The 19,474-nt window shown below is 63.7% G+C and carries 18 protein-coding genes; 7 read left to right on the top strand and 11 right to left on the bottom strand.

What is annotated here, in order from left to right; all coding sequences use genetic code 11:
- Nucleotide 1: 1 nt before the first annotated feature.
- Complete coding sequence (locus I6F17_RS15575) at nt 2-1,234, top strand: APC family permease (protein WP_225126826.1); 1,233 nt, start codon at nt 2-4, stop codon at nt 1,232-1,234.
- An 89-nt stretch (nt 1,235-1,323) separates the two neighbouring features.
- Nucleotides 1,324-2,763 carry a hypothetical protein gene (locus I6F17_RS15570; RefSeq protein ID WP_225126638.1) on the top strand — a complete coding sequence of 480 codons (1,440 nt, stop codon included), beginning with the start codon at nt 1,324-1,326 and terminating at the stop codon, nt 2,761-2,763.
- 64 nt (nt 2,764-2,827) lie between these two features.
- Here the strand turns inward: I6F17_RS15570 and I6F17_RS15565 are convergent, their stop codons facing one another.
- From I6F17_RS15565 to I6F17_RS15555, 3 genes are all read right to left on the bottom strand, one after another.
- Entirely contained in the window at nt 2,828-3,823 is a 996-nt protein-coding gene (locus tag I6F17_RS15565) for a glycosyltransferase family 2 protein (RefSeq protein ID WP_225126640.1), read from the bottom strand.
- Between the two features lie 62 nt (nt 3,824-3,885).
- Nucleotides 3,886-5,448: a hypothetical protein gene (locus I6F17_RS15560; protein WP_225126642.1), complete on the bottom strand. Its 1,563-nt coding sequence runs from the start codon at nt 5,446-5,448 to the stop codon at nt 3,886-3,888.
- Nucleotides 5,449-5,492: 44 nt separating this feature from the next.
- Nucleotides 5,493-6,983, bottom strand: coding sequence for a hypothetical protein (locus I6F17_RS15555; protein WP_225126643.1), 1,491 nt, complete (start codon nt 6,981-6,983; stop codon nt 5,493-5,495).
- A 297-nt stretch (nt 6,984-7,280) separates the two neighbouring features.
- Here I6F17_RS15555 and I6F17_RS15550 point away from each other — a divergent pair, with 297 nt between their 5' ends.
- Both I6F17_RS15550 and I6F17_RS15545 read left to right on the top strand, forming a co-directional pair.
- Nucleotides 7,281-7,445 carry a Flp family type IVb pilin gene (locus I6F17_RS15550; RefSeq protein ID WP_128264172.1) on the top strand — a complete coding sequence of 55 codons (165 nt, stop codon included), beginning with the start codon at nt 7,281-7,283 and terminating at the stop codon, nt 7,443-7,445.
- Nucleotides 7,446-7,613: 168 nt separating this feature from the next.
- On the top strand, nt 7,614-8,843 hold the full coding sequence (locus tag I6F17_RS15545; RefSeq protein WP_225126646.1) for a glycosyltransferase family 87 protein: 1,230 nt from the start codon (nt 7,614-7,616) through the stop codon (nt 8,841-8,843).
- Between the two features lie 147 nt (nt 8,844-8,990).
- Here I6F17_RS15545 and I6F17_RS15540 read toward each other — a convergent pair whose 3' ends face one another.
- From I6F17_RS15540 to I6F17_RS15520, 5 genes are all read right to left on the bottom strand, one after another.
- Complete coding sequence (locus I6F17_RS15540; protein ID WP_035998615.1) at nt 8,991-9,287, bottom strand: hypothetical protein; 297 nt, start codon at nt 9,285-9,287, stop codon at nt 8,991-8,993.
- A gap of 251 nt (nt 9,288-9,538) precedes the next feature.
- A complete protein-coding gene (locus I6F17_RS15535) occupies nt 9,539-10,771 on the bottom strand; it encodes a glycosyltransferase family 87 protein (protein WP_225126656.1) in 1,233 nt (410 codons plus the stop codon).
- Nucleotides 10,772-10,845: 74 nt separating this feature from the next.
- On the bottom strand, nt 10,846-12,444 hold the full coding sequence (locus tag I6F17_RS15530) for a glycosyltransferase 87 family protein (RefSeq protein WP_225126658.1): 1,599 nt from the start codon (nt 12,442-12,444) through the stop codon (nt 10,846-10,848).
- Between the two features lie 262 nt (nt 12,445-12,706).
- A complete protein-coding gene (locus I6F17_RS15525) occupies nt 12,707-13,177 on the bottom strand; it encodes a hypothetical protein (RefSeq protein WP_225126660.1) in 471 nt (156 codons plus the stop codon).
- A gap of 697 nt (nt 13,178-13,874) precedes the next feature.
- A complete protein-coding gene (locus I6F17_RS15520; protein ID WP_225126662.1) occupies nt 13,875-14,150 on the bottom strand; it encodes a hypothetical protein in 276 nt (91 codons plus the stop codon).
- Between the two features lie 445 nt (nt 14,151-14,595).
- Between I6F17_RS15520 and I6F17_RS15515 the strand changes: the two genes are divergently transcribed.
- Entirely contained in the window at nt 14,596-15,276 is a 681-nt protein-coding gene (locus tag I6F17_RS15515; protein WP_024337641.1) for a TetR/AcrR family transcriptional regulator, read from the top strand.
- A gap of 35 nt (nt 15,277-15,311) precedes the next feature.
- Here the strand turns inward: I6F17_RS15515 and I6F17_RS15510 are convergent, their stop codons facing one another.
- The 3 genes from I6F17_RS15510 to I6F17_RS15500 form a co-directional block, all read right to left on the bottom strand.
- Entirely contained in the window at nt 15,312-16,223 is a 912-nt protein-coding gene (locus I6F17_RS15510) for a DMT family transporter (protein ID WP_225126664.1), read from the bottom strand.
- 231 nt (nt 16,224-16,454) lie between these two features.
- The gene (gene pyk, locus I6F17_RS15505; protein ID WP_225126666.1) at nt 16,455-17,891 is read right to left on the bottom strand and encodes a pyruvate kinase; all 1,437 of its coding nucleotides are present in this window, start codon (nt 17,889-17,891) and stop codon (nt 16,455-16,457) included.
- On the bottom strand, nt 17,888-18,469 hold the full coding sequence (locus I6F17_RS15500; protein ID WP_035998649.1) for a DUF1036 domain-containing protein: 582 nt from the start codon (nt 18,467-18,469) through the stop codon (nt 17,888-17,890). Before I6F17_RS15500 ends, pyk begins: the two co-directional genes overlap by 4 nt.
- Nucleotides 18,470-18,623: 154 nt before the next feature.
- Between I6F17_RS15500 and I6F17_RS15495 the strand changes: the two genes are divergently transcribed.
- Nucleotides 18,624-18,929 (top strand): DUF1244 domain-containing protein, encoded by a 306-nt coding sequence (locus tag I6F17_RS15495; RefSeq protein WP_035998652.1) that lies wholly within the window; start codon nt 18,624-18,626, stop codon nt 18,927-18,929.
- Nucleotides 18,930-19,124: 195 nt separating this feature from the next.
- Nucleotides 19,125-19,397, top strand: coding sequence for a DUF2312 domain-containing protein (locus I6F17_RS15490; RefSeq protein ID WP_018641571.1), 273 nt, complete (start codon nt 19,125-19,127; stop codon nt 19,395-19,397).
- Nucleotides 19,398-19,474 lie beyond the last annotated feature (77 nt).

Raw genomic sequence — 19,474 nt, 5'->3', positions numbered from 1 at the left:
GATGCAGGAGGTGGCGCCGCTCGGGTCTACGAAACTCGTCAGATCGCTGACGCTCACGCACGCGGTCCTCTATGGGCTCGGCGTGACGATCGGCGCCGGAATCTACGTCCTGGTGGGCGCGGCCGCCGCCCGGAGCGGAATGCATGCACCTCTGGCGTTCCTCGTTGCCGCGGTCGTGATGGGCGTGACGGCCGGGAGCTTTGCCGAACTGGGCACGCGACTGCCGGTCGCGGCGAGCGAGGCCGCCTATGTCCAGGCCGCGTTTCATCGAAAATGGCTCAGCGGTGCCACAGGGTTGCTCGTGGTGGCTGCAGCGACGATTTCGGGCGCGACCATCACCGTTGGGAGCGCCGGCTACATCAGCGTGTTCCTGCCGCTGCCTGCCAGCTGGATCATCGCCGGCGTTGTGCTCGCGATGGGAGCGGTCGCCTGCCTGTCCGCGGTTCAGTCCATCAGCTTCGCCGGCTTGATGACGGTCGTGGAGATCGGAGGATTGGTCCTCATTGTCGGAGCCGGACTGTTTGAGGGCGAGGCCCTGGTCTCCCGGCTGCCCGAGCTGTTGGCTCCCCTGAACGATAAAGCGGCGTGGACCGGGATCGCACAGACGTCGCTGCTCGCCGTGTTTGCATTCATCGGGTTCGAGCACCTCGTGAACATCTCCGAGGAAATGAAGAATCCGTCCCAAACGCTGCCTTGGGCGCTCTTCATCACCCTCGGCGTGACCGCGCTCCTCTACATGATCGTCGTCTGGGTTTCGGTGGTCGCGGTGCCCCCGGCCGAGCTCGCGCACGCCTCGGCTCCGCTTGCACTTGTCTTTCAGCGGTTGACCGGTCTTCCCCTCTCGGTATTGAGCGTCATCGCGATCGTTGCGACGGTCAACGGGATCATCGTTCACATGCTGATGATCGGACGTGTGCTGTACGGGCTTGCGGACCAAGGCAGCCTTCCGGCCTTTCTGGCCCGGGTGAACGCCAGAAGCGGCGCGCCGGTGGTTGCAACCCTCTTCGGCGTGGGTGCCATCCTGATCCTCGCCCTCGGCATTCCCTTGACCGGATTGGCCGAATGGACCTCACGCCTGACGCTCGGGATCTTCGTCCTGGTCAACCTGGCGCTTCTTCGCATCAAGACGAGAGAATCCAAACCTCCCGCCGGCGTGTTCTTCGTGCCCATTTGGGTGCCGATCGCAGGACTGTTCACAAGCGCCGCGTTGCTCCTGATCGATCTCGTGCGATAGCGCCCGCGTGGCGGTTCTCTCGCTTCCGCACGCGCGATCGGTGAAACATTAAAGAACACCTTAACAATTAAGGCCTAGCTTGGCCCGCCATGACTGATCAGGTCGTCTCCAGCGCGGTTCAACCGTTTTCGGCGCGTGCAGTGCTCCCTTGGGCTGTGGGGCTCGCCGTCTACGCTGTGTTGCTGGCCGTCGGCCCGAAGCTGCTCGGAGACCCCGACAGCTATTCTCACGTCGAGCTCGGGCGCTGGATCATGGCGCATGGGACCCTGCCGACGAGTGATCCATTTTCGTTTTCGAAGCATGGCGCGCCCTGGATCACGTTCGAATGGCTGTCGGAAGTCATCTATGCCGCAGCCTACGTCCTGTCCGGCTGGCCCGGCGTCGTCGTCGTCGCGGCCGCGGCGATCGCACTCGCCTTTGGTCTGCTCACATACTTCCTGCTGCGCGAGCTGTCGCCGACCCAGACGCTGGTCATGGTGATCGCGGCCGTCATCCTGACGGCGCCGCACATGCTGGCGCGGCCACACGTGCTCGTGATGCCCATCATGGTGATCTGGGCGGCTGCCCTGGTGCGTTGCATGGATCACGGCAGGCCGCCACCATACTGGGCCCTGCCGCTGCTGGTTGTGTGGGGCAATCTACACGGCAGCGGAGTGCTGGCGCTTGGCTTGATTGGACCCGTGGTGCTCGAGGCGCTGCTGCGCGAGGAGCGAAGCCAATGGCCACGCGTGCTGCTGAGCTGGGTGCCATTCACACTGCTTGCCGTTGCCGCATCCTGCCTGACGCCGCATGGGCCGGAACCGCTGCTGATGCCGATCACGACGCTCGGCCTCGGTCCCGCGCTCGCCTGGATCGCGGAATGGCGGCCGCAGGATTTCAGCCGCATCGGCGGCTTCGAGCTGCTGTTGCTGGGGGGCATCTTCGCGCTCTCGCGCGGCGTCACGCTGCCGGTCGTGCGGACCCTGGTGGTGATCGGCTTGCTCCATTTCGCGCTGGCGCAGATGCGCAATGCGGATCTGCTGGCCATGCTGGCGCCGCTCTACCTCGCGGCCCCGCTGGCCCGGAGGTTCGGCGGGCCGAGCGGGAACGAGACCGACCGCTCCTCGCGCGGCCTGAGCCTGGCGGCATTCGGCATCTTGGCCGCGATGAGTGGATTGGCGCTGGCGCGCGACATCCGGCCGGCTCCCCTCATCACCCCCGAGGCGGCGGTCGCCCGTGCCGACCTCGCCAAGGCGGGGCCGCTGCTCAACGATTATTCCTTCGGCGGCTATTTGGTCTTTGCCGGCATTCCAACCTTCATCGACGGCCGCGCGGAACTGTTCGGCGGACCGTTCATCGACCGCTACAATCGCGCCCTGGCGCTGATTGACCTCGGAGATTTTCTCAAGCTGCTCGACGACTACAAGATCCGCGCGACGCTGCTCGCGCCGAATACGCCCGCCACAGCGATGCTTGACCGGCTGCCGCACTGGCAGCGCGTGTACAGCGACGATGTGGCGGTCGTCCACAAGCGCCGAGAGATGCAGTAACAACAGCTCGGCAGCAGCATCGAAGACGAGGTGTTGGCCTCACGTCCCAGATGATTGCGGCGGATCACTCGTTGATTGCGTGTTTCGCGGTTGCGGTCGCCGCCTCGTTGCGATCGAAGCCGGCTCGCTTCTGGACCACGTACAGTGGGCGGCGCTTTACTTCAGCATGGATGCGGCCGACGTAAAGGCCCACGATCCCCGTCATCAGCATGTTCATTCCACACAACAGCGAGAGGAGGACGATGGTCGAGGACCAGCCGGTCACGAGATGAGCGTCGTTGCTCAGCCACATCACGACGACCCAGCCGCCGTAGAGCAGTGCGAATGCCGAGACGGTCAATCCGCACCAGATCGCCAGGCGCAAGGGCAGATCGGAAAAGCCGAGCGCGGCGTTCACCGCGAGCCGGATCATCTTGAACAGGGGGTACTTGGTCTCGCCCGCGGCGCGCTCGAGACGATGGAAGGTGACCTCGGCCTGGCGGAAGCCGAGCCAGGCGATCATGCCGCGTACGAAGCGATCCTGCTCCGGCATCTGCCTGAGCGCGTCCAGCACCTTGCGATCGATCAGGCGGAAGTCACCGACGTCGGCAGGGATGCCGACGGAGGACATCTTGCCGAGCAGCCGGTAGAACAGGTGTGCGGTCGCGCGCTTGAATCGGCTTTCGCCCTCGCGCGACAGGCGGCGGGCGTGGACGACGTCATTGCCTTCGTGCCATTTTGCGATCAATTGCTCGATCACTTCGGGCGGATCCTGCAGATCGGCGTCCATGACGATGATCGCGTCACCCTGCGCCGCGTCCATGCCGGCGGTGATGGCGACTTGATGGCCGAAATTCCGCGACAGGCCGATATAGCGAAAGCGGGCGTCGCGCGCGGCGAGTGCCTGCAGCACGATCGAGCTGGAATCGCTGCTGCCGTCGTCGACGAAAATCGCCTCTGCCGGCCCGTCGAGCCGGGACAGCAGGAAGTCGAGCCGGCGTAACAATATCGGCAGTACGGCTTCCTCGTTGAAGACGGGAATGACGAGGCTGTAGCGGATCGGTCCGGAATTGGCCGCCATGCGAAGGAGTCCAGCTGGGTTGCAGGGGCGGAAGTCTATGGGCAGGTGGTTAAGGTCGCCTTTCAGGACTTGCGGCGAATCCTGTAGAGCACGAACCGATCCGAGGTCTCCAATAGTTCCAGCAGATCCGGCAGCGGGTTTGCGGCCCGCGGTCCCAGCACATAGAGGTAGTCGAAATCCCGGTACCAGGTGCGGACAAAGCGCGGCGAGTCCGCCGGCGGGCGGCCCGCTGCTATCGCGGTGAGCAGGCCTGAGGACACCAGTCCGCCATCCGGAGTGGCAAGATGGCGCACGGCCTCGACGGCCCGAACAGGCTGCTTGCCCGCCTCCGTGAAGAGATTGGGCACGAACGCATTGGCATAGTGCACCGCCAGCGTTGGCGCATAATACATCGGATACGCGGTGAGATCGGCGAAGGGCGGGTCGCCAGCTTCATCTGCATTGCTGACGAGAACGCGCGAGCCGCGTTCGACCTTGCGGAACGACTCGATGATGGCCGCGTAGTCAGCGCGGTAGGGCAGCCATACCGTGAAGACAACGGCGAGATTGATCAGCGTGATGCCGCTGATCGCAGCGAGTGCAGCCATTCTCGACGTCCGGCTTGGCAGCGACAGCGAGCAGAAGGCCGGCAGGATCAGCGCCGCAGCGGGAATCATGCGGAGGTCGGCAAACGAGGTCCCGAACAGCCTCGAAGGAATGGCCACGTACAGGAGCGCAAGACCGAGCGCGATCCAGATCCCGGCCGGCTCGAGCCTGAGCAAGCCGCGCCTTGCGGCGAACAGCAACGCGGTGATGAGGGTCAGCCCGGTCACCGCCGCGGCCGTCAGATTGTAGCCGTTCATGATGCGGAGCGGCCAGACCGGCTTGAATGCGAGGAACCAGTCGTTGCCTTGGCTTCCGATCGCGCCTGCCGTGACATGCATGATCGCAAGCAGCGCAAGCGCCGGTAGGGCCAGCGCGCCAAGCCGCGCGGCCGCGACGGGATACGCGACCCGCCCTTGGCGGATGCGAGACAGCTCGAAAAGGCCGAGCGTTGCGCCATAGATGCCGAGCGAAAAGAAATGCGCCACATAGAGCGCGGCGACGAAGATCAGATTGGCCATGAAGCGCAGCGGCCAGGGGCCTTCCGCCAGCATCAGATAGACGGCGATGCCCCAGAGCGCGAGGCCGAGCCCGAACTCGAAGTTCACGAAACCCCAGCTGAACGGCAGGCAATAGAGGAAAGCGAGCGCGGCGAAACCGGCGAGATGGATGCGTCCCTTCCTGACCCATTCGAGCAGAAGCGCACCGGTGACGATCAGGCATTGGCTCAGCAACAGAAACAGCCGCGTCGCGTTCTCGACGCTCATCAGCCGCGCCAGCTGCGGGACCAGCAGGTCCATTCCGAGGTTGGGATAGAAGGCCCACCTCACCTCGTAATACGGATTTGCACCCGCGGTGCCGTTCTGGCTCAGAACAGACATGCGGGCGAGGTGATTGGGATAATCGACCATCGCCGGAATGGGCGTCAGCAGCACCGGAACAAACGAGACCACAGCCAGCATCGCAAGCACGATCATCGCCACGGCTCGGTCCGGGGCGGAACGCGCCGGATCTGTCAGGGTCGGCTTGCTGGAAGGAACCATCTGATGAAGTCGCTGAGGCCGAAGACGCGCGCTGGAGCGGGTCGTCACTTCGAAGGCGCCGCGGTCGCGCCGTCTGCGGCGTCGCGCACGTGGATCACGGCGATATCGTCCGCATAGATCCGCTTCCAGCCCTTGAGCTGGTCGAGGATCTGCGGGCCCGGCGCATCCGCGCCCAGCAGTGTCGCATCGATCTTGTGCTCGTCGAGCAGGCGTGGCAGCAGCTCGGGCTTCTTGCCCTCGGTCGCCTTGAAGAAGTCCATGATGAATTTCTCGCCGTAGAGCTCGGCGCGGCCGTCGACGAAAACAGGGATATCGCGCGAGATCAGATAGCCGCCGAACTGGTAGGCGTTGAAGACGCGCTGCACCTTGCGTTGCTCGAGCAGGTCGACCGCCGCGACCGGCGTCTGCGTCATCGTGAAGGTGAAGCGGTGGTGCCCCAGATAGAGCGAGGTCGAGGTCCAGCTTGCCGCCACGATCATCAGCGCGCCGAGCGCCGTGACATAGCGGCCCGGCCAGCTGTCGGCACCGGCGGGCTCAAGCGCCGGCTGCGGGAACATCTCGCCGAGCGGCTTTGCCAGCACCAGCGGCACCAGGAATGCAAATGCGTCGATGCTCCTGACGTGGCTCAGCGCGCTCCAGGTCAGGAAGAGGATCAGGAAGATCCGGGGTGCCGACAGCACCAGGCCGCGATAATAACCGAATGCGATCAGGGCGAGCAGGGCGCCTTCGAACGGGGTGAACGTGGCGAAGTTCGCCGGCATCCATTCGACGATCAGCGTCAGCAATTCGCCGAGGCTGAGGATGTTGGTCGCGCCCTGCAGCGTTCGCCAGCCGTACGGCGTGCAGCAGCTCGCGATCAGCGCCCCGATTCCGAACAGCACCCAGCGCATGAACAGGGCGAGCCGCCGTCCCTTCCCGGCATGCTCGACCGCTTCGAGCGAGATCGGGCCGATCAGCGCGAGCCCGAGCACGAAGCCGCCGTGCAGGTTCGCCCACAGCGCCATCAGCGGCAGCCAGGTCCAGGACGGCGCGCTCCGGCGGCTCGCAGCCGCCATCAGTAAGCCGACCCACGCCACCATCACCGGCAGCGCGAGAATATGCGGGCGCGCCAGCACGTGGTGAATCGACAGCAGCAGCGCCAGCATCGCAAACAGCACCGCGCGCGGTGCCTCGATATGCACTTCGAGCAGATAGACGAGGATCGCGACGGTGAGCGCGACGGCGGCCGCGGTGAGGATGACGGGACCTGCCCAGCCCCAGTGCGCATGCGAGAAGGCGAACGCGACCTGCGACAGCCAGGACGTCGAGATCCACGGCGCGCCCGTCCGCGTGAAGGAATAGAAGTCGATCATGGGCATGGCGCGGTGATCGAGGATCCATTGCCCGATCTTGATCTGCCAGAACGAGTCGGAATCCTGAAGCAGCGTGTCGCCGAGAAAAAGGAAGAACAGATAGGCGCCGGCGCCGACGCACAACGGCACCAGGGCACGCGCGCGGCCCTGCACCGCGATGCTGTTGGCGAAGGAAAGGGACATGCCGTCTCGTCGTCCTGGTTGTTCTTGCCGGCCCGAGCGGGCGGCATTGGACCACGCCGGTCATAACTTCGGGTAAACCGGCCGCGCCAGGCCGGCGTCAGATGCTTACAATTTAACGGATTGTTTCGAACTTGGATTTACCATGGGCCGATACACGCAATCCGCTCGGTGTTTACGCAGCCGAATTAACTGCGGTGCAATTCTTTGCCTCTACGTTCCGTTGCCATGGTCGGGCGGCGCTGGGAAGCCGAAGAGACCAGATCAGTTGTAGCCTCGTGTACTCATTTGGAGCACTCTATGAAGAACCTCGTTGCGCGTTTCATGAAGGATGAATCCGGCGCCACCGCCATTGAATACGGCCTGATCGCTGCCGGCATCGCGCTGGCGATCATCACCGTCGTCAACAACCTCGGCACCACGCTGAACGCCAAGTTCAGCTCGATCTCGACCAGCCTCAAGTAAGGCTGGACGACCAGCGGAATAGCGAGGAGCCCCGTCATCGACGGGGCTCTTTTGCTTTGCCCGGGAATTCGGCGCGGGGCGCTGGACGATCGGGCTTAAGCCTCCTTCAAGTCACTCGGGTGTATGGCTTGGACGCATCCGCCTCACATGATCGCGTAAGGAAGCCGCATGGCCGAAGCCTCCTCCGTTCCGCCTGCAATCGGCCGTCACGGTGCGGTCCCAGCGATCCTCGTCAACATCTCCTTCGTGCTGGCGATCGTCACGCTGGCGTATTTTCCGACGGCCTATCTCGGCCATCTCTGGGTCTTTGACGCCGACGGGCGCGGCATCCCCACGGACTTCGTCAACGTCTGGGCGGCCGGAAGACTGGCGCTCGAGGGGCATCCCGCGCAGGCCTGGGATTGGGACATTCAGAAGCAGGTCGAGCTTGCGCTGCTCAAGCAGGATTTCGTCGGCCATTTCGCCTGGCACTATCCGCCGCCCTTCCTGTTCGTCGCGTCCTTCCTCGCGCAATTTCCCTATGCGATCGCCTTCATCGGCTGGGCCGCCTTCAGCATGGTGCCTTATCTCGCCGTGATGCGCGCGATCATCGGACGCAATGCGGGCCTTGTGATTGCGGTTGGATTTCCGGCAGCCTTCCTCAACATCCTGGTCGGGCAGAACGGTTTCCTCACGGCCTCGCTGATCGGCGGCATGCTCTATCTGCTGCCGACGCGGCCGGTGCTGGCCGGCATCTGTCTCGGCCTTCTCAGCTACAAGCCGCAATACGGTCTCTTGTTTCCGCTGGTTCTCTTCGCCGCCGCCGAATGGACCGTGCTGTTCACCGCCGCGATCGTCACCGTCGCGATGGCCGCGATGTCCTGGCTCGCCTTCGGCACCGAAAGCTGGCAGGCGTTCTTCCACTGGATTCCGATGTTCTCCCAGGCCTTCCTGACCGAAGGCAGGGCGCCCTGGTTCAAGATGCAGAGCATCTTTGCGCTGGTGCGCTATGTCGGCGGAACCGAGCAGCTCGCATGGATCTTCCAGTGGGTGTTGACCGCTTCTGTGGCCGTGGCGCTGGTCGTGGTGTGGCGGAGCCGGCTGCCCTACGCTCTCAAGGCGGCGATGCTCGCCACGGCGACCCTGCTCACAACGCCCTATCTCTTCATGTACGATCTGGTCGTGCTGGGCATCGCGGTGGCGTTCCTCATCCGCGCCGGGCTCGATGAAGGTTTCGCACGCCACGAGGTGATGGCGCTTGCGCTCGTCTTCGCGCTGCTTGCGAGCTTCCTGTTTCTCGGGCAACCGGTCGGCTTCCCGGCGATCCTGATCGTGTTCGGGCTGATCCTCGGACGCTGCGCAGCCTGGCGGAGTGCCGAGGCCGCATCGGCGCAGCTCGCTCTCACGCGAACGAACTGAGGAGTTCAGTCATGCTCGGTCTCCGGGTGAGACGTTGGGGCGTGAGGCGTTCGCCGTCAGCGCAGTGATGGAGGCTGCACCATCTATTAGGCGGCGGAACAGTTGATATTCCTCAACTGCTGCGATGGGCCCGTTCCGGACACCGCGTTATCGCTTCCTTTCCCGCTCGGCGATAATTCGAGCCATCGAGGAAAACTCCTCCTCATGTGCAGCAACGGCCTGCTCAACGGTGGCGAACCATCGACTGCGTTTCTTCGGCTCCACTTCGATAAAGAGCTCGATGAATTGGCGGTCGAGCTCGCGACGGGCGTCGACCGTCACCGGCAAGGCATAGAAGTCGGCGCTCTGGACGCAGAAAAGGTGCGACGCAACATCCTCAAAGCATCTGAAGTGAACTGCTCTTTTGGCATCAATTCGTTTCCAGATGGAGAGTTCTCGATACATCCGCGTCCACCGACTAGCTCATAATCTTCGCGCAATAGGTTTTCCGTCCTGCTGCTTAGATGCAGCGTATAGCACGAAGCGGAAAGTTCGCTTAGGTCAAAGGCGCCGGTTTGGCGAGCGCCAACAGCCAAGGCTCCCCTTTTTCGCCTGCGAGGTTCCCGTGCGAACCGTTGACGTCTCGCCCGCAATTGAACGGGCACTCGATGTCTTCATCGAACTCGATGGCGTCGCGCAACAGGAAATGTCGCCACTCAAGCTAACGCTGGCGACGTCACTGACGAGGCTTGCTTTGATCTATCATTGGACAACCGCCACAGCAGACGAGCGGCGAACAAGGGGAGGATCAGTAAAGCAATCGGTATTTGCGCGAAGCCGAATGGAAACATCAGAATAGGCAACATCCACAACGCAAGCGAAAGAATTTGATCGGCGAATGCTTCGTTTCCGCGCTGACGCAGAAGCGCGACAATCCATCCGAATACGACCATGTCGTAGTTCATGATCCAGGGTGAAAACAAGAAGGTGGCGGTAACGAAGAGCGCTAGTGAGAGGACCGGATCGCGCTTGCGCCAGAACGTCCAAACCACCGCACCGACGGCGCATACCGACGCCGCTCCTTGCACTACCCAGGCCAAATCAGCCGGAAGACCCGCAAGGCGGGCGTTGATCAAGGCTGAGGCAACGATCGGCCAGCCCATGATACCTGCCACGTCGAGCAGTTCGTGCTGTTGCGGCAAAACTTTATGCCAATATGCTATCCAGATTTCTGGCCCAAACCATGCTGCAGTCGCGGCGACAAGCGACACCGTCGTGACGACGGCTGAACCAATGACTCGCCAGTGCCCTCCCAGCACCAGCACGATCGGAAGCAGGAGTCCGAGTTGCGGCTTGATAGTCAGCATACCAAACAAAATTCCAGCGAGTATCGGCCGCCGCTCGAGGTTTGCCAGACCGCCGATCAAGAGCGCAGCGGTCAAGAAACCATTTTGGCCGAGGAATACGTTAACCGTGACGGCAGGTGCGACGGCCAGAAACACCCAGTATTTTCGTTCGACACCACATGATGTTGCCGCCCAAACATACAGGGCAAGCCCGGTCACGCACCACACAATGTACGACGGCAGAAAACCGAGCAAACCAAAGGGCCAAATGAAGAACAGAAGATGCGGCGGATATGACCAATACAGAGGTGCCAAATCGGGAATGCCGGTCACCTTCGCTATCGCAGCCATGTAGGCGCTGGAATCAAACCAGTCCGCAGGGCCGCCGGAAAAAGCCGATCGGCCGCCTATCCAAGTGTTCAGAAAATCTCGACCAACCGGAAAGCCGCCTGGGTCAAGTACGAACGATGGGAACGACTGCGCTGCTGCCAGTTGGAAATCAAATATGACAACCGCCAGCAGAATGGCCGCAGCGACCACGGTGAGGGACGCGTAGATCCTTACTGATGCTGGATTGCCTGTGCCAAGCTTGCCATGACTCATTGTACGCTCAAAGGGTGAGGCCTCTGTTCGAGAGGCGCGATGGTTCTCAAGTTTGAGTTCCGCGCGGACGGCGACTAATGCGCAGTCCGCGCGATCAGCGGGCAACTTTCGATCACCGTGCCGGGGCGGGCGCCCTCAATGGTGACGCAGGGCCGGGAGCGATCGATGGTGAGCTCGTAGTGATCCAAAAGCGCGCTGCGGTCCGGATCGCCGCGCATGTGCAATTCGCGGACGCCGCCGGGCAGCGGCGCCTTCAGCCCGGCGCGAATGCGCTGGTCGAAGATGCCGCCGGGGACGATCGGCACGGCGATATCGGCGAGCAGGTAGAAGCGCGACTCGGAGGGAAGCTGCGGCGCGATATAGGCGAGCGGCTTGCCGAGGATGAAGTAGGTCGCGGGCTGATCGAGCTCGTGGGCGATCTTCGGCCGGTAGACGTCGGACCAGGGGCGGTGCCACCAATCCGCCGGCTGCGACCACGCTGCGATCGCGGCTGCGACCGTCAACGTCAGCGCAGCGAGCGGTCGAGGGGACGCCGTCAGCCACGTCGGCCCCACGCTCGCGGCGAGGCGCGCGAGCAACAGAACGATCAGCGGACCGCACAGGAGCTCCAGAACCACCGCATAGCGCTGGATCGAGAACAAGCCGAGCCATGCGAGGTAAGAGGCCGCAAACAGCACCACCAGCTGCACGTCACCCCGGGTGAGGATCGCGCTCTTGCGCCTCGCGCGGACCCACAGGCCGAGCACGAGCAGGACCATCACCACCGCGAAGCGCGCGTCGCGGAACGGATGCTCCGCGCCTCGGTGGTCGCCGATCAGCCAGTAGAAGGGGTAGGCCAGTGCGTCGAGCACGCCATGAGGCATGAACTGCGCATCCATCAGGTTGACGCCGGCCACCTCGCTGGACTGGAACAGTGCATTGAACAGCGGGAAGATCGGATTGCCGGTGTCGCGCCACGTGATCAGGCACCATCCGCCGCCGGTGAGCGCCGCGCCGACAATCCCGCCGATGCCAAGAAGCATGATCGCCTGCAGCGGACGCGCGGAGACGAGCAGCGCTGCGGCCGCGCCGATCGCGTAGACGACGTTGGTCAGCTTAAGCCCGACGGCGGCACCGATCAGCAATCCCGCGAGCAGGACACAGATCGCGGGTCGGCGATCCGCCACCAGGATCAGAAGGCAGCCGCCGATCACGGGCAGGGCCAGCAGCACGTCGGAAAAACTCGTGCCGACTTCCGAGAGCGTCATCGGACCCGAGGCAGCGATGACGACAGCTGCCGCGACCGGCGCGATGGTCGCGGCCTGACGCAGCACCAGACGGGCGAACAGGCAGATCAGCGCGAGATTGAGGCCGTGAACGGCGCCGATGATCATCAGCCCGTAGGGTGCCGGCAGCACATGGCGGAGATAGTAGACCGGAAAATAGACGAGCGGATTGAAGTAGGTCTGAAAGCCCGGCGGGACCACATCGACGCCATAGCGGCCGTTGAGCACGGCCCAGACATTGTATTCGTGGTAGTTCTGCCAATCCCAGTTGACGTCTTCGCCCATCGCCAGGGTGTAGAGCGCGCCCGCCAGCATCGAGCAGACGACAATGGCGATCGCTGCAAGCGCATTGCCGCGCAACTTCGCCGTCCATGATGGCCGCAGCCTCCCGGCCGCGGGCATGGACATCACCTCTCGCAGGTCGGAAGAAATCGCCGCGCGTTCCAGCATCAAGGCGCCATGTGCGCCGGGAACATCAGGAGCAGAGCCGGGTCGCTGAACCGCAGAAAGCCCGCTCGTGAAACGCATTGCCGAATTCCAATTTACAACCGTATGACTACGGGCAGCCAGTTAAGGTTGCATGAATCGATGCGGAAACTTTGCGTGATTGCACGTCAAAGTCGCGAGTAGTCGAGGGCTCGAATCGGTCCTTCGGGTCGACCTGCAGCGTTTAGGGCCTGATGCCCATGCGATCGCGCTCATCGTTCCAGAGTTTCTCTTCCCAACTCCGATACTCTGCCTCGCTCATCGGAAATCCGGCCAAATGCCAATGACCGCCATCGTCCGCGTACACGACGACAAAATAATCCCTCTCCAGCTCGGACTTGGTACGCGGCACCGGAATCAGGGAATGGGTTTGATCAGTTACTCCGAACGTCGCGTCGAAGACCGAGCCGACCGATGCATTTCCGCTCAGGACTTCGAGAACCCTGAGGCTGACCGCGAGACGCTCCCTGAGAGGATCGTTCCCACGGCCTCCCGGTGGAATCCGCCCACCCAGGCCGGCCGCAGTCCCCAGTAGCCGCACTTTCGCCAGCAGTACTTCCTTGGCCGTCGTGGGTAATGTTGACGTGCGAATATCGCCCGGAGGCTTATCGAGAAAGTACATAACGGGCAGCTCGGATCCGGCTGTGAGCAGCATCTTTCGTTCTCCTCTCCAAGATGAGCTTGCCGGGACCAAATGTGCCGCGAATCGGACTTGGAGGGTTTGGTCCTTGGTCGGCTGCTCGGCCGAAAAGGTGGCTGTGGGCAACGCCAGAACGAGAATGGCGCAGCTTGCTCCGCGTGCAGCGAGTTTGCGTCTCATGACGACGCTCCATCAACGTTCATGTCGTCGGCACGGTCGCCCAGTCTTTCGTTTTCTTTGATTGTTGCTGCCGTGGAGAGGCGTCTCTTACCGCTGCGACTCTCTATGGAATTCCATCATTGTTCGAGGCGGGACTTCTTGACATTGCACGACGGTGCGAGGTCGCGCTGCATCGCCATCGATGCCTTCAATCGTGATGGTCTGGCGGCTTCTGCTCCATACGACCCGGCGGGGGACCTCGAAATTCATCGAGAGCGTGACGTCATCCTGGCCGGCATCGGTGACTTCACCGCGAAACCTCTTCCCTCCTTGCCACGCTCGAAGAGTGCTTGTTTCGAAGCTGCATCCATCGTGAAGTACACAGCGCCTGTGTGTTCACAGCGTACAGAGATCGGATTCAGAATGGGATCGCGAACCCCGAAGCTCAAAATGCTTCTCGGGGGCGTGACAGTGCACAGATGGGTTAATGTCGGCCGAAAGGTGGGGTCGTCGAGTCCCGGCCAAGTCATCGTCTTCTTGTTGCTATCAAAGATCAGGCCGATCCGACCTGGACGCGCAGCATGAATTCGATCTTTCCATCGTTTTTGGAAATGATTTCTCCAGAACGTGTAGTGATGCCGAAATTTGTTTCGAGGTCTATCGGCGGCGTCTCAAACACGACAGCTTTGGCATCGACGTCGAACGTCGCGAAGTAGAGGCGGGCGGGAATGCCGCCTTCACACCGTACCGAAAATAATTCACCGGCTGCCGCGCGGTCTGGCGTCGGCATCAGAAAGAGAATGAGCGCGAGGCCCAAGAGCCGCTTCATGACGCACGCTCCGTTCGTCCATGAGACTGTCCACCGCAGCTTGAGAGAGCGCCGAGTCTTTCGAGGCTTCGAAAACTGCCTGGCAGTGAAGATCGATGCCATCAGCACACTGCACCAGGCACGCGTCAACGTCTGGCTGCGAACAGGATAAATGAACTTATAAGTATATGATCGTAGCGCAATCCAGCCGGAACACTCAGAGGCGAAACACCGACCACTGAATTCACATTGTGAACCGGCGATCCAAGCCCTCCAAGAATACTCGTTCAGTCTCTCGACCGGTTCGTTTGGCGCCGCCGTCCGCCCACCATGGCGCTTCACGCATTTGCACCTTGTCATTCACCCTGAATAGTTGTTCAGTCCTTGTGGGGCGATTTGCATCTATTGCGTGAGAAGCGTTCGGCCGCAGGGCGTGCGGCGGGCGTGGTGGGACAGGAAGCGCGCCATGGTTTATCGGCGGACGCATCAAGTGGTGAAGCGCCTTGCGGCGCGGCGCAGCGCCATACTGGCGGCGGCGCGGGAGGCGGCGGCGGAAGGGGGGATGGCGGCGGTGCAGATCGCACCGGTCGCGGTCCGGGCCAATGTCGCGGCGGGCACGGTCTACCGTTATTTCCCCTCCAAGGCCGACCTGATCTCCGAGCTCATTGCCGAGGTCTCCCGCGACGAGCTTGCGGCGATCCGAAGGGCGGCCGATGCCGCGCCGGGGCCGTCCTCGGCGCTGGCGGCCGCCGTCACCACCGTGGCGGTGCATACGCTGTCGCAGCGCCGGCTGGCCTGGGGCATCCTGGCCGAGCCTGTCGATGTCGATGTCAGCGCCTCCCGTCTGGCCAGCCGGCGCGAGATCGCCGGCGAGATCGCTGGCCGGATCGACGCCGCCGTGCGTGCCGGCCATCTGCCGGCGCAAGACACCGCGCTTGCAGCCACCGCCTTGCTCGGCGCGCTGCATGAGGCGCTCGTCGGCCCGCTCGCACCCGACAATCTCGATGATCCCGTCAAGATGCGCGATGCGGTGCAGACCGTAACGCTGCTGGCGCTGCGCGCCGTCGGCGTCATGGACGCCCGCGCCCGCGGCCTCGTGGTCCAGCAGACGCTGTTGCCGACGACCAAGGCGCTGGTCGGCGCCTGAGCCGACCGCCACCGGGATCTCGCCTGGGCCCCACGTTATCCTGCTACATCAGCATTTTCCCGGCCGGACTGATCAACGCCGGTGGGACGCTTCAGAAGAATGAGCCCGGCGGTCACAATGAGGACCGCTCCGGCGATCGTGGAGCCTTGCGGGATATCCTTGAAGACAAGATAGCCGATGGCTGTGGAACCGAGCAGCTCGAGATAGACAAGCGGCGAAAGGGTGGACGCTTCGGCGAAGCGGAATGCCGCGATGGACAGGACATGACTGAAAGCAGAGAGCGCACCCAAAGCCAGAAAGAACATGACCGCGTCCCAGGCCGGTGTGGCCCAGGTCAAGATGGCTTGTGGCGTCAGGAGCACCATGCCGACGACAGATTGGAAGGCGAGCGTCTTGACGGGATCGCTGACCAGAGAAGCCTGCCGCGTTGCGATCAGATAGAGCGCGAACAATAGCCCGGCGCCGAGCGCCAGCAGAGTGCCGGGTTCGATGTCTCCGTCCGGGCGCAGAATGACGATGGCGCCGGTGAAACCCAGCGCCAGGCTCGCGATCTTTCGTTGCGTCAAACGCTCCTTCAGGACCATGGCGGCGAGCGCGACCGCGATGACCGGCCCCACGAAATAGGCGCTGACGGCTGTAGCCAGCGGAACGGTCGCGATGGACAGGAAGTAAAGCGTCATCCCGGTGACGAGGAACACCGTCCGCAGCATATGGGAGGCGCGCCGTTCGGCGGGAAAGATCTCTCCTTTGTACCTGATCGCGGCCACCGGAAGGACGACGGCGCTTGCCACGGCGTAGCGCGCCCAGGCGATGAAGAGCGGCGAATAGTCGGCGCTCAGATATTTGGCGATCCCATCGACCAGCGGGATCGAAAGCATCGCGGCCGCCATGAGCACGATGCCCAGCGTCGGGCGGGCGCGGGCTTCGGATTCTACGGTGGTGGCCATATAACCGGTCCCTAGCGATAGCGGTCTGGTGCAGCAGACGCTGCTGCCTGCGAACACGGCGCTGGTCGGGACCTGGAGAAATCGCGCCGGGAGCCAAGAGGCGGCCTGATCGCGCTCATGCCATTGCCCGAGCGTGCCTTTTCGCAAAATCCCGGCAAATCCGGCCAGAGCGGCCGGCTACTGTGCATGGGGTTGTTTTTTGACTTTTTGTTTGGCCGCCCTGGCGGGCCCTCATATGTTCGCGTCGCCCTCGGGCCCGACCGAGGCGATGCGCACCATGTTGGTGGTGCCGGGAATGCCGAGCGGCACGCCGGCGACGATGATGACGCGCTGACCGGCGCGGACGAAACCGTCGCGGAACGCGATCTGGCCGGCGCGGCGCACCATGTCGTCCTGGTCGCGCGCGTCCTCCGCCACCACGCAATGCACGCCCCAGGCGACCGCGAGCCGTCGGCCGGCGGTGATGTTCGGCGTGATCGCCACGATCGGCGGCTTCGGCCGCTCGCGCGCCACGCGCACGGCGGTCGAGCCCGATGAGGTCCAGCAGATCAAGGCCGGCAGGTCGAGCGTCTCGGCGATCTGCCGCGCGGCGTCGGCGATGGCATCGCCCGCGGTGGATTCCGGCGCCGGACGCTGGGCCATGATCACCGAGCGGTAGGTCGGATCGCGCTCGACCTCCTCGCCGATGCGGTTCATGGTCGAGACCGCCTCGACCGGGAATTTGCCGGCCGCCGATTCCGCCGACAGCATGATGGCGTCGGCGCCCTCATAGACCGCGGTGGCGACGTCGGAGACCTCGGCGCGGGTCGGCACCGGCGACTGGATCATCGATTCCAGCATCTGGGTCGCGATCACCACCGGCTTGCCGGCGCGGCGCGCCATCCGCGTCATCTGCTTCTGCAGGCTCGGCACCCGCTCCAGCGGCAGCTCGACGCCAAGGTCGCCGCGCGCCACCATCAGCGCATCGGAAGCCTCGATGATGTCGGCGAGGCGGTCGATCGCCTGCGGCTTCTCGATCTTGGCCATCACGGCGGCACGGCCGCGGATCATCTTCTTGGCCTCGATCACGTCGTCGGCGCGCTGCACGAAGGACAGCGCGATCCAGTCGACGCCGGTGACGAGGGCGGCCTCGAGGTCGGCGCGGTCCTTGGGCGTCATCGCCGAGACCGGCAAATCGGTATCGGGCAGGCTGACGCCCTTGCGGTCGCTCATCTTGCCGCCGACCACGACACGCGTCACCGCATGCTCCTTCGAGGTCTCCTCCGCGATCAGCCGCACCTTGCCGTCGTCGAGCAGCAGCGCATGGCCGGGCCTGAGCGCCGCCAGGATCTCCGGATGCGGGAGATGGACGCGCGTGGCATCGCCCGGCGTCTTGTCGGAATCCAGCGTGAAGGTCTGGCCGTTCTGGAGCTGGATCGCCCCTTCGGCAAAGGAGCCCAGTCTCAGCTTCGGGCCCTGCAGGTCGACCAGGATGCCGATCGGCCGGCCGTAGCTGCTCTCGACGTTGCGGATCGTCGCCACCAGCTCGCGCATCTTGTCATGCGGGGTGTGGCTCATGTTGATGCGGAACAGGTCGGCGCCGGCCTCGAACAGGCGGCGGATCATCGCGAGGTCTGAAGAGGCTGGTCCCAGGGTCGCGAGAATCTTGATACGGCGAAGGCGCCTCATGGCTTATTTCCAGACGGGGGTGGCAGGCCGGGCGAGCCCGGGGGCGTAGCACCGGGCGGGCTATTGGGCAAACCCGGAACGCCGCCCGGGCCCACCGGGCCGGGCAGGCCAGGCACGCGCTGCTGCGCCGGCTGTTCGTTGGCGTCGGTCAGCTGCACCGTCCAAGCGCGCTGCTCGCCGGTGTCGACCTCGAAATAGCCGGTGCGGTCATAGCCGCGCGCCAGGCAATCCTCGGTGCCGCGGATGGTGAACTCCTTGTCGCGGGAGCACATGAAGGCCTGGCCCGACCATTCGCCGCCGCGGTCGTAGTCGATGGCGTAGATGTAGTAGTACCGGGCGACCAGCGTGCCGCGCAGCAGCGTCTCGCAGGAACGGGACGAGATGTTCCACCAGCCCTCGGTGGTCCAGCCCTCGGCGTCCTTGTAGCCGAGCGCGATCCCGACCCGGCTCGACGTGTTGTTGCAGAGGCGGAAATCGGCGGAGGCCGGGCCGGCGTAGAGGCACGCCAGGGCGACCACCAGCACCGGGACCAACCGGGCGAGCAGGTAAAGCGGGGAGCGGGGAGATTCGGCAGTCATTGTCGCGGAAGCTATACCAGATCATTGACGATTTGGCGTTAGGCCGGGGGCAGCCGGGCAGTGGCCCCTTTGCGCCGCGATATGGCAAAATCTGTGACAAGACCCACCTGATCCCGTAACCCTGCCCCGGAACGGACCTTGAGGAAAGACAGCCATGGCAATCGACGACAAAACCAGAACGGAGCTCGAGGCGGCCGCTTTTCGGCGCCTGGTCGAGCATCTGCGGAGCCGCACCGACGTCCAGAACATCGACCTGATGAATCTGGCCGGCTTCTGCCGCAATTGCCTGTCCAACTGGCTCAAGGACGCCGCGGACGCCCAGGGCGTCGCCTTGAGCAAGGACGAGAGCCGGGAGGCCGTCTACGGCATGCCCTATGAGACTTGGAAGGCGAAGCACCAGGGCACGGCCACGCCCGAGCAGCTCGAGGCGATGAAGAAGGTCCATCCCCACGGGCATTGAACGGCCCATCGCCGAGCCCTGAGTCGCACCACACAACAGCTTTCTGTGCGTCGGCGCAGGAAGGTGTGGGCGCGCTGTGGACGAGCGTGATGCTTGCTTGAACGCTGGGAGCACCGACCCTAAGGGTCTACCCAGCACGCGCGGTGAGGGATGCCGGCGTCACCTCGTTTTGCCAGTTCCATTGGGAGTACCAAGATGGCCACCTCCGCCGCCGTCCGCGACGACGAGCCCGCGACGAAATTCGCCAAGGACCAGCTCAAATCCATCATCGAGCGCATCGAGCGGCTGGAGGAAGAGAAGAAGGCGATCTCCGACGACATCCGCGACGTCTATGCCGAAAGCAAGGGCAACGGCTACGACGTCAAGGCGCTGCGCACCATCGTGCGCCTGCGCAAGCAGGACCCCAACGAGCGCGCCGAGGCAGAGACCATCCTCGAGACCTACATGCAGGCGCTGGGGATGCTCTGAGGCGCCCCGCCCGGTCGGCGTTGCAGCGCACCAAGCTTGGGCAAAATCTCGGCATCTGCTAGGTTGCTCGGTGAAGG

It is taken from the genome of Bradyrhizobium sp. NBAIM18, assembly GCF_020193825.1.
Taxonomy (GTDB): Bacteria; Pseudomonadota; Alphaproteobacteria; order Rhizobiales; family Xanthobacteraceae; genus Bradyrhizobium; species Bradyrhizobium yuanmingense.
This window is presented reverse-complemented; position numbering and strand designations above follow the sequence as displayed.

Excerpts from the sequence above, each read along its gene's own strand:
- I6F17_RS15515 (WP_024337641.1), top strand. The coding sequence starts at position 14,596 with ATGGTTTATCGGCGGACGCATCAAGTGGTGAAGCGCCTTGCGGCGCGG.
- I6F17_RS15545 (WP_225126646.1), top strand. The coding sequence starts at position 7,614 with ATGGCCGAAGCCTCCTCCGTTCCGCCTGCAATCGGCCGTCACGGTGCG.
- I6F17_RS15575 (WP_225126826.1), top strand. The coding sequence starts at position 2 with ATGCAGGAGGTGGCGCCGCTCGGGTCTACGAAACTCGTCAGATCGCTG.
- I6F17_RS15510 (WP_225126664.1), bottom strand. The coding sequence starts at position 16,223 with ATGGCCACCACCGTAGAATCCGAAGCCCGCGCCCGCCCGACGCTGGGC.
- I6F17_RS15565 (WP_225126640.1), bottom strand. The coding sequence starts at position 3,823 with ATGGCGGCCAATTCCGGACCGATCCGCTACAGCCTCGTCATTCCCGTC.
- I6F17_RS15535 (WP_225126656.1), bottom strand. The coding sequence starts at position 10,771 with ATGAGTCATGGCAAGCTTGGCACAGGCAATCCAGCATCAGTAAGGATC.
- I6F17_RS15490 (WP_018641571.1), top strand. The coding sequence starts at position 19,125 with ATGGCCACCTCCGCCGCCGTCCGCGACGACGAGCCCGCGACGAAATTC.
- I6F17_RS15570 (WP_225126638.1), top strand. The coding sequence starts at position 1,324 with ATGACTGATCAGGTCGTCTCCAGCGCGGTTCAACCGTTTTCGGCGCGT.
- I6F17_RS15500 (WP_035998649.1), bottom strand. The coding sequence starts at position 18,469 with ATGACTGCCGAATCTCCCCGCTCCCCGCTTTACCTGCTCGCCCGGTTG.
- I6F17_RS15495 (WP_035998652.1), top strand. The coding sequence starts at position 18,624 with ATGGCAATCGACGACAAAACCAGAACGGAGCTCGAGGCGGCCGCTTTT.
- I6F17_RS15560 (WP_225126642.1), bottom strand. The coding sequence starts at position 5,448 with ATGGTTCCTTCCAGCAAGCCGACCCTGACAGATCCGGCGCGTTCCGCC.
- I6F17_RS15555 (WP_225126643.1), bottom strand. The coding sequence starts at position 6,983 with ATGTCCCTTTCCTTCGCCAACAGCATCGCGGTGCAGGGCCGCGCGCGT.
- I6F17_RS15525 (WP_225126660.1), bottom strand. The coding sequence starts at position 13,177 with ATGCTGCTCACAGCCGGATCCGAGCTGCCCGTTATGTACTTTCTCGAT.
- I6F17_RS15540 (WP_035998615.1), bottom strand. The coding sequence starts at position 9,287 with ATGTATCGAGAACTCTCCATCTGGAAACGAATTGATGCCAAAAGAGCA.
- pyk (WP_225126666.1), bottom strand. The coding sequence starts at position 17,891 with ATGAGGCGCCTTCGCCGTATCAAGATTCTCGCGACCCTGGGACCAGCC.
- I6F17_RS15530 (WP_225126658.1), bottom strand. The coding sequence starts at position 12,444 with ATGTCCATGCCCGCGGCCGGGAGGCTGCGGCCATCATGGACGGCGAAG.
- I6F17_RS15520 (WP_225126662.1), bottom strand. The coding sequence starts at position 14,150 with ATGAAGCGGCTCTTGGGCCTCGCGCTCATTCTCTTTCTGATGCCGACG.
- I6F17_RS15550 (WP_128264172.1), top strand. The coding sequence starts at position 7,281 with ATGAAGAACCTCGTTGCGCGTTTCATGAAGGATGAATCCGGCGCCACC.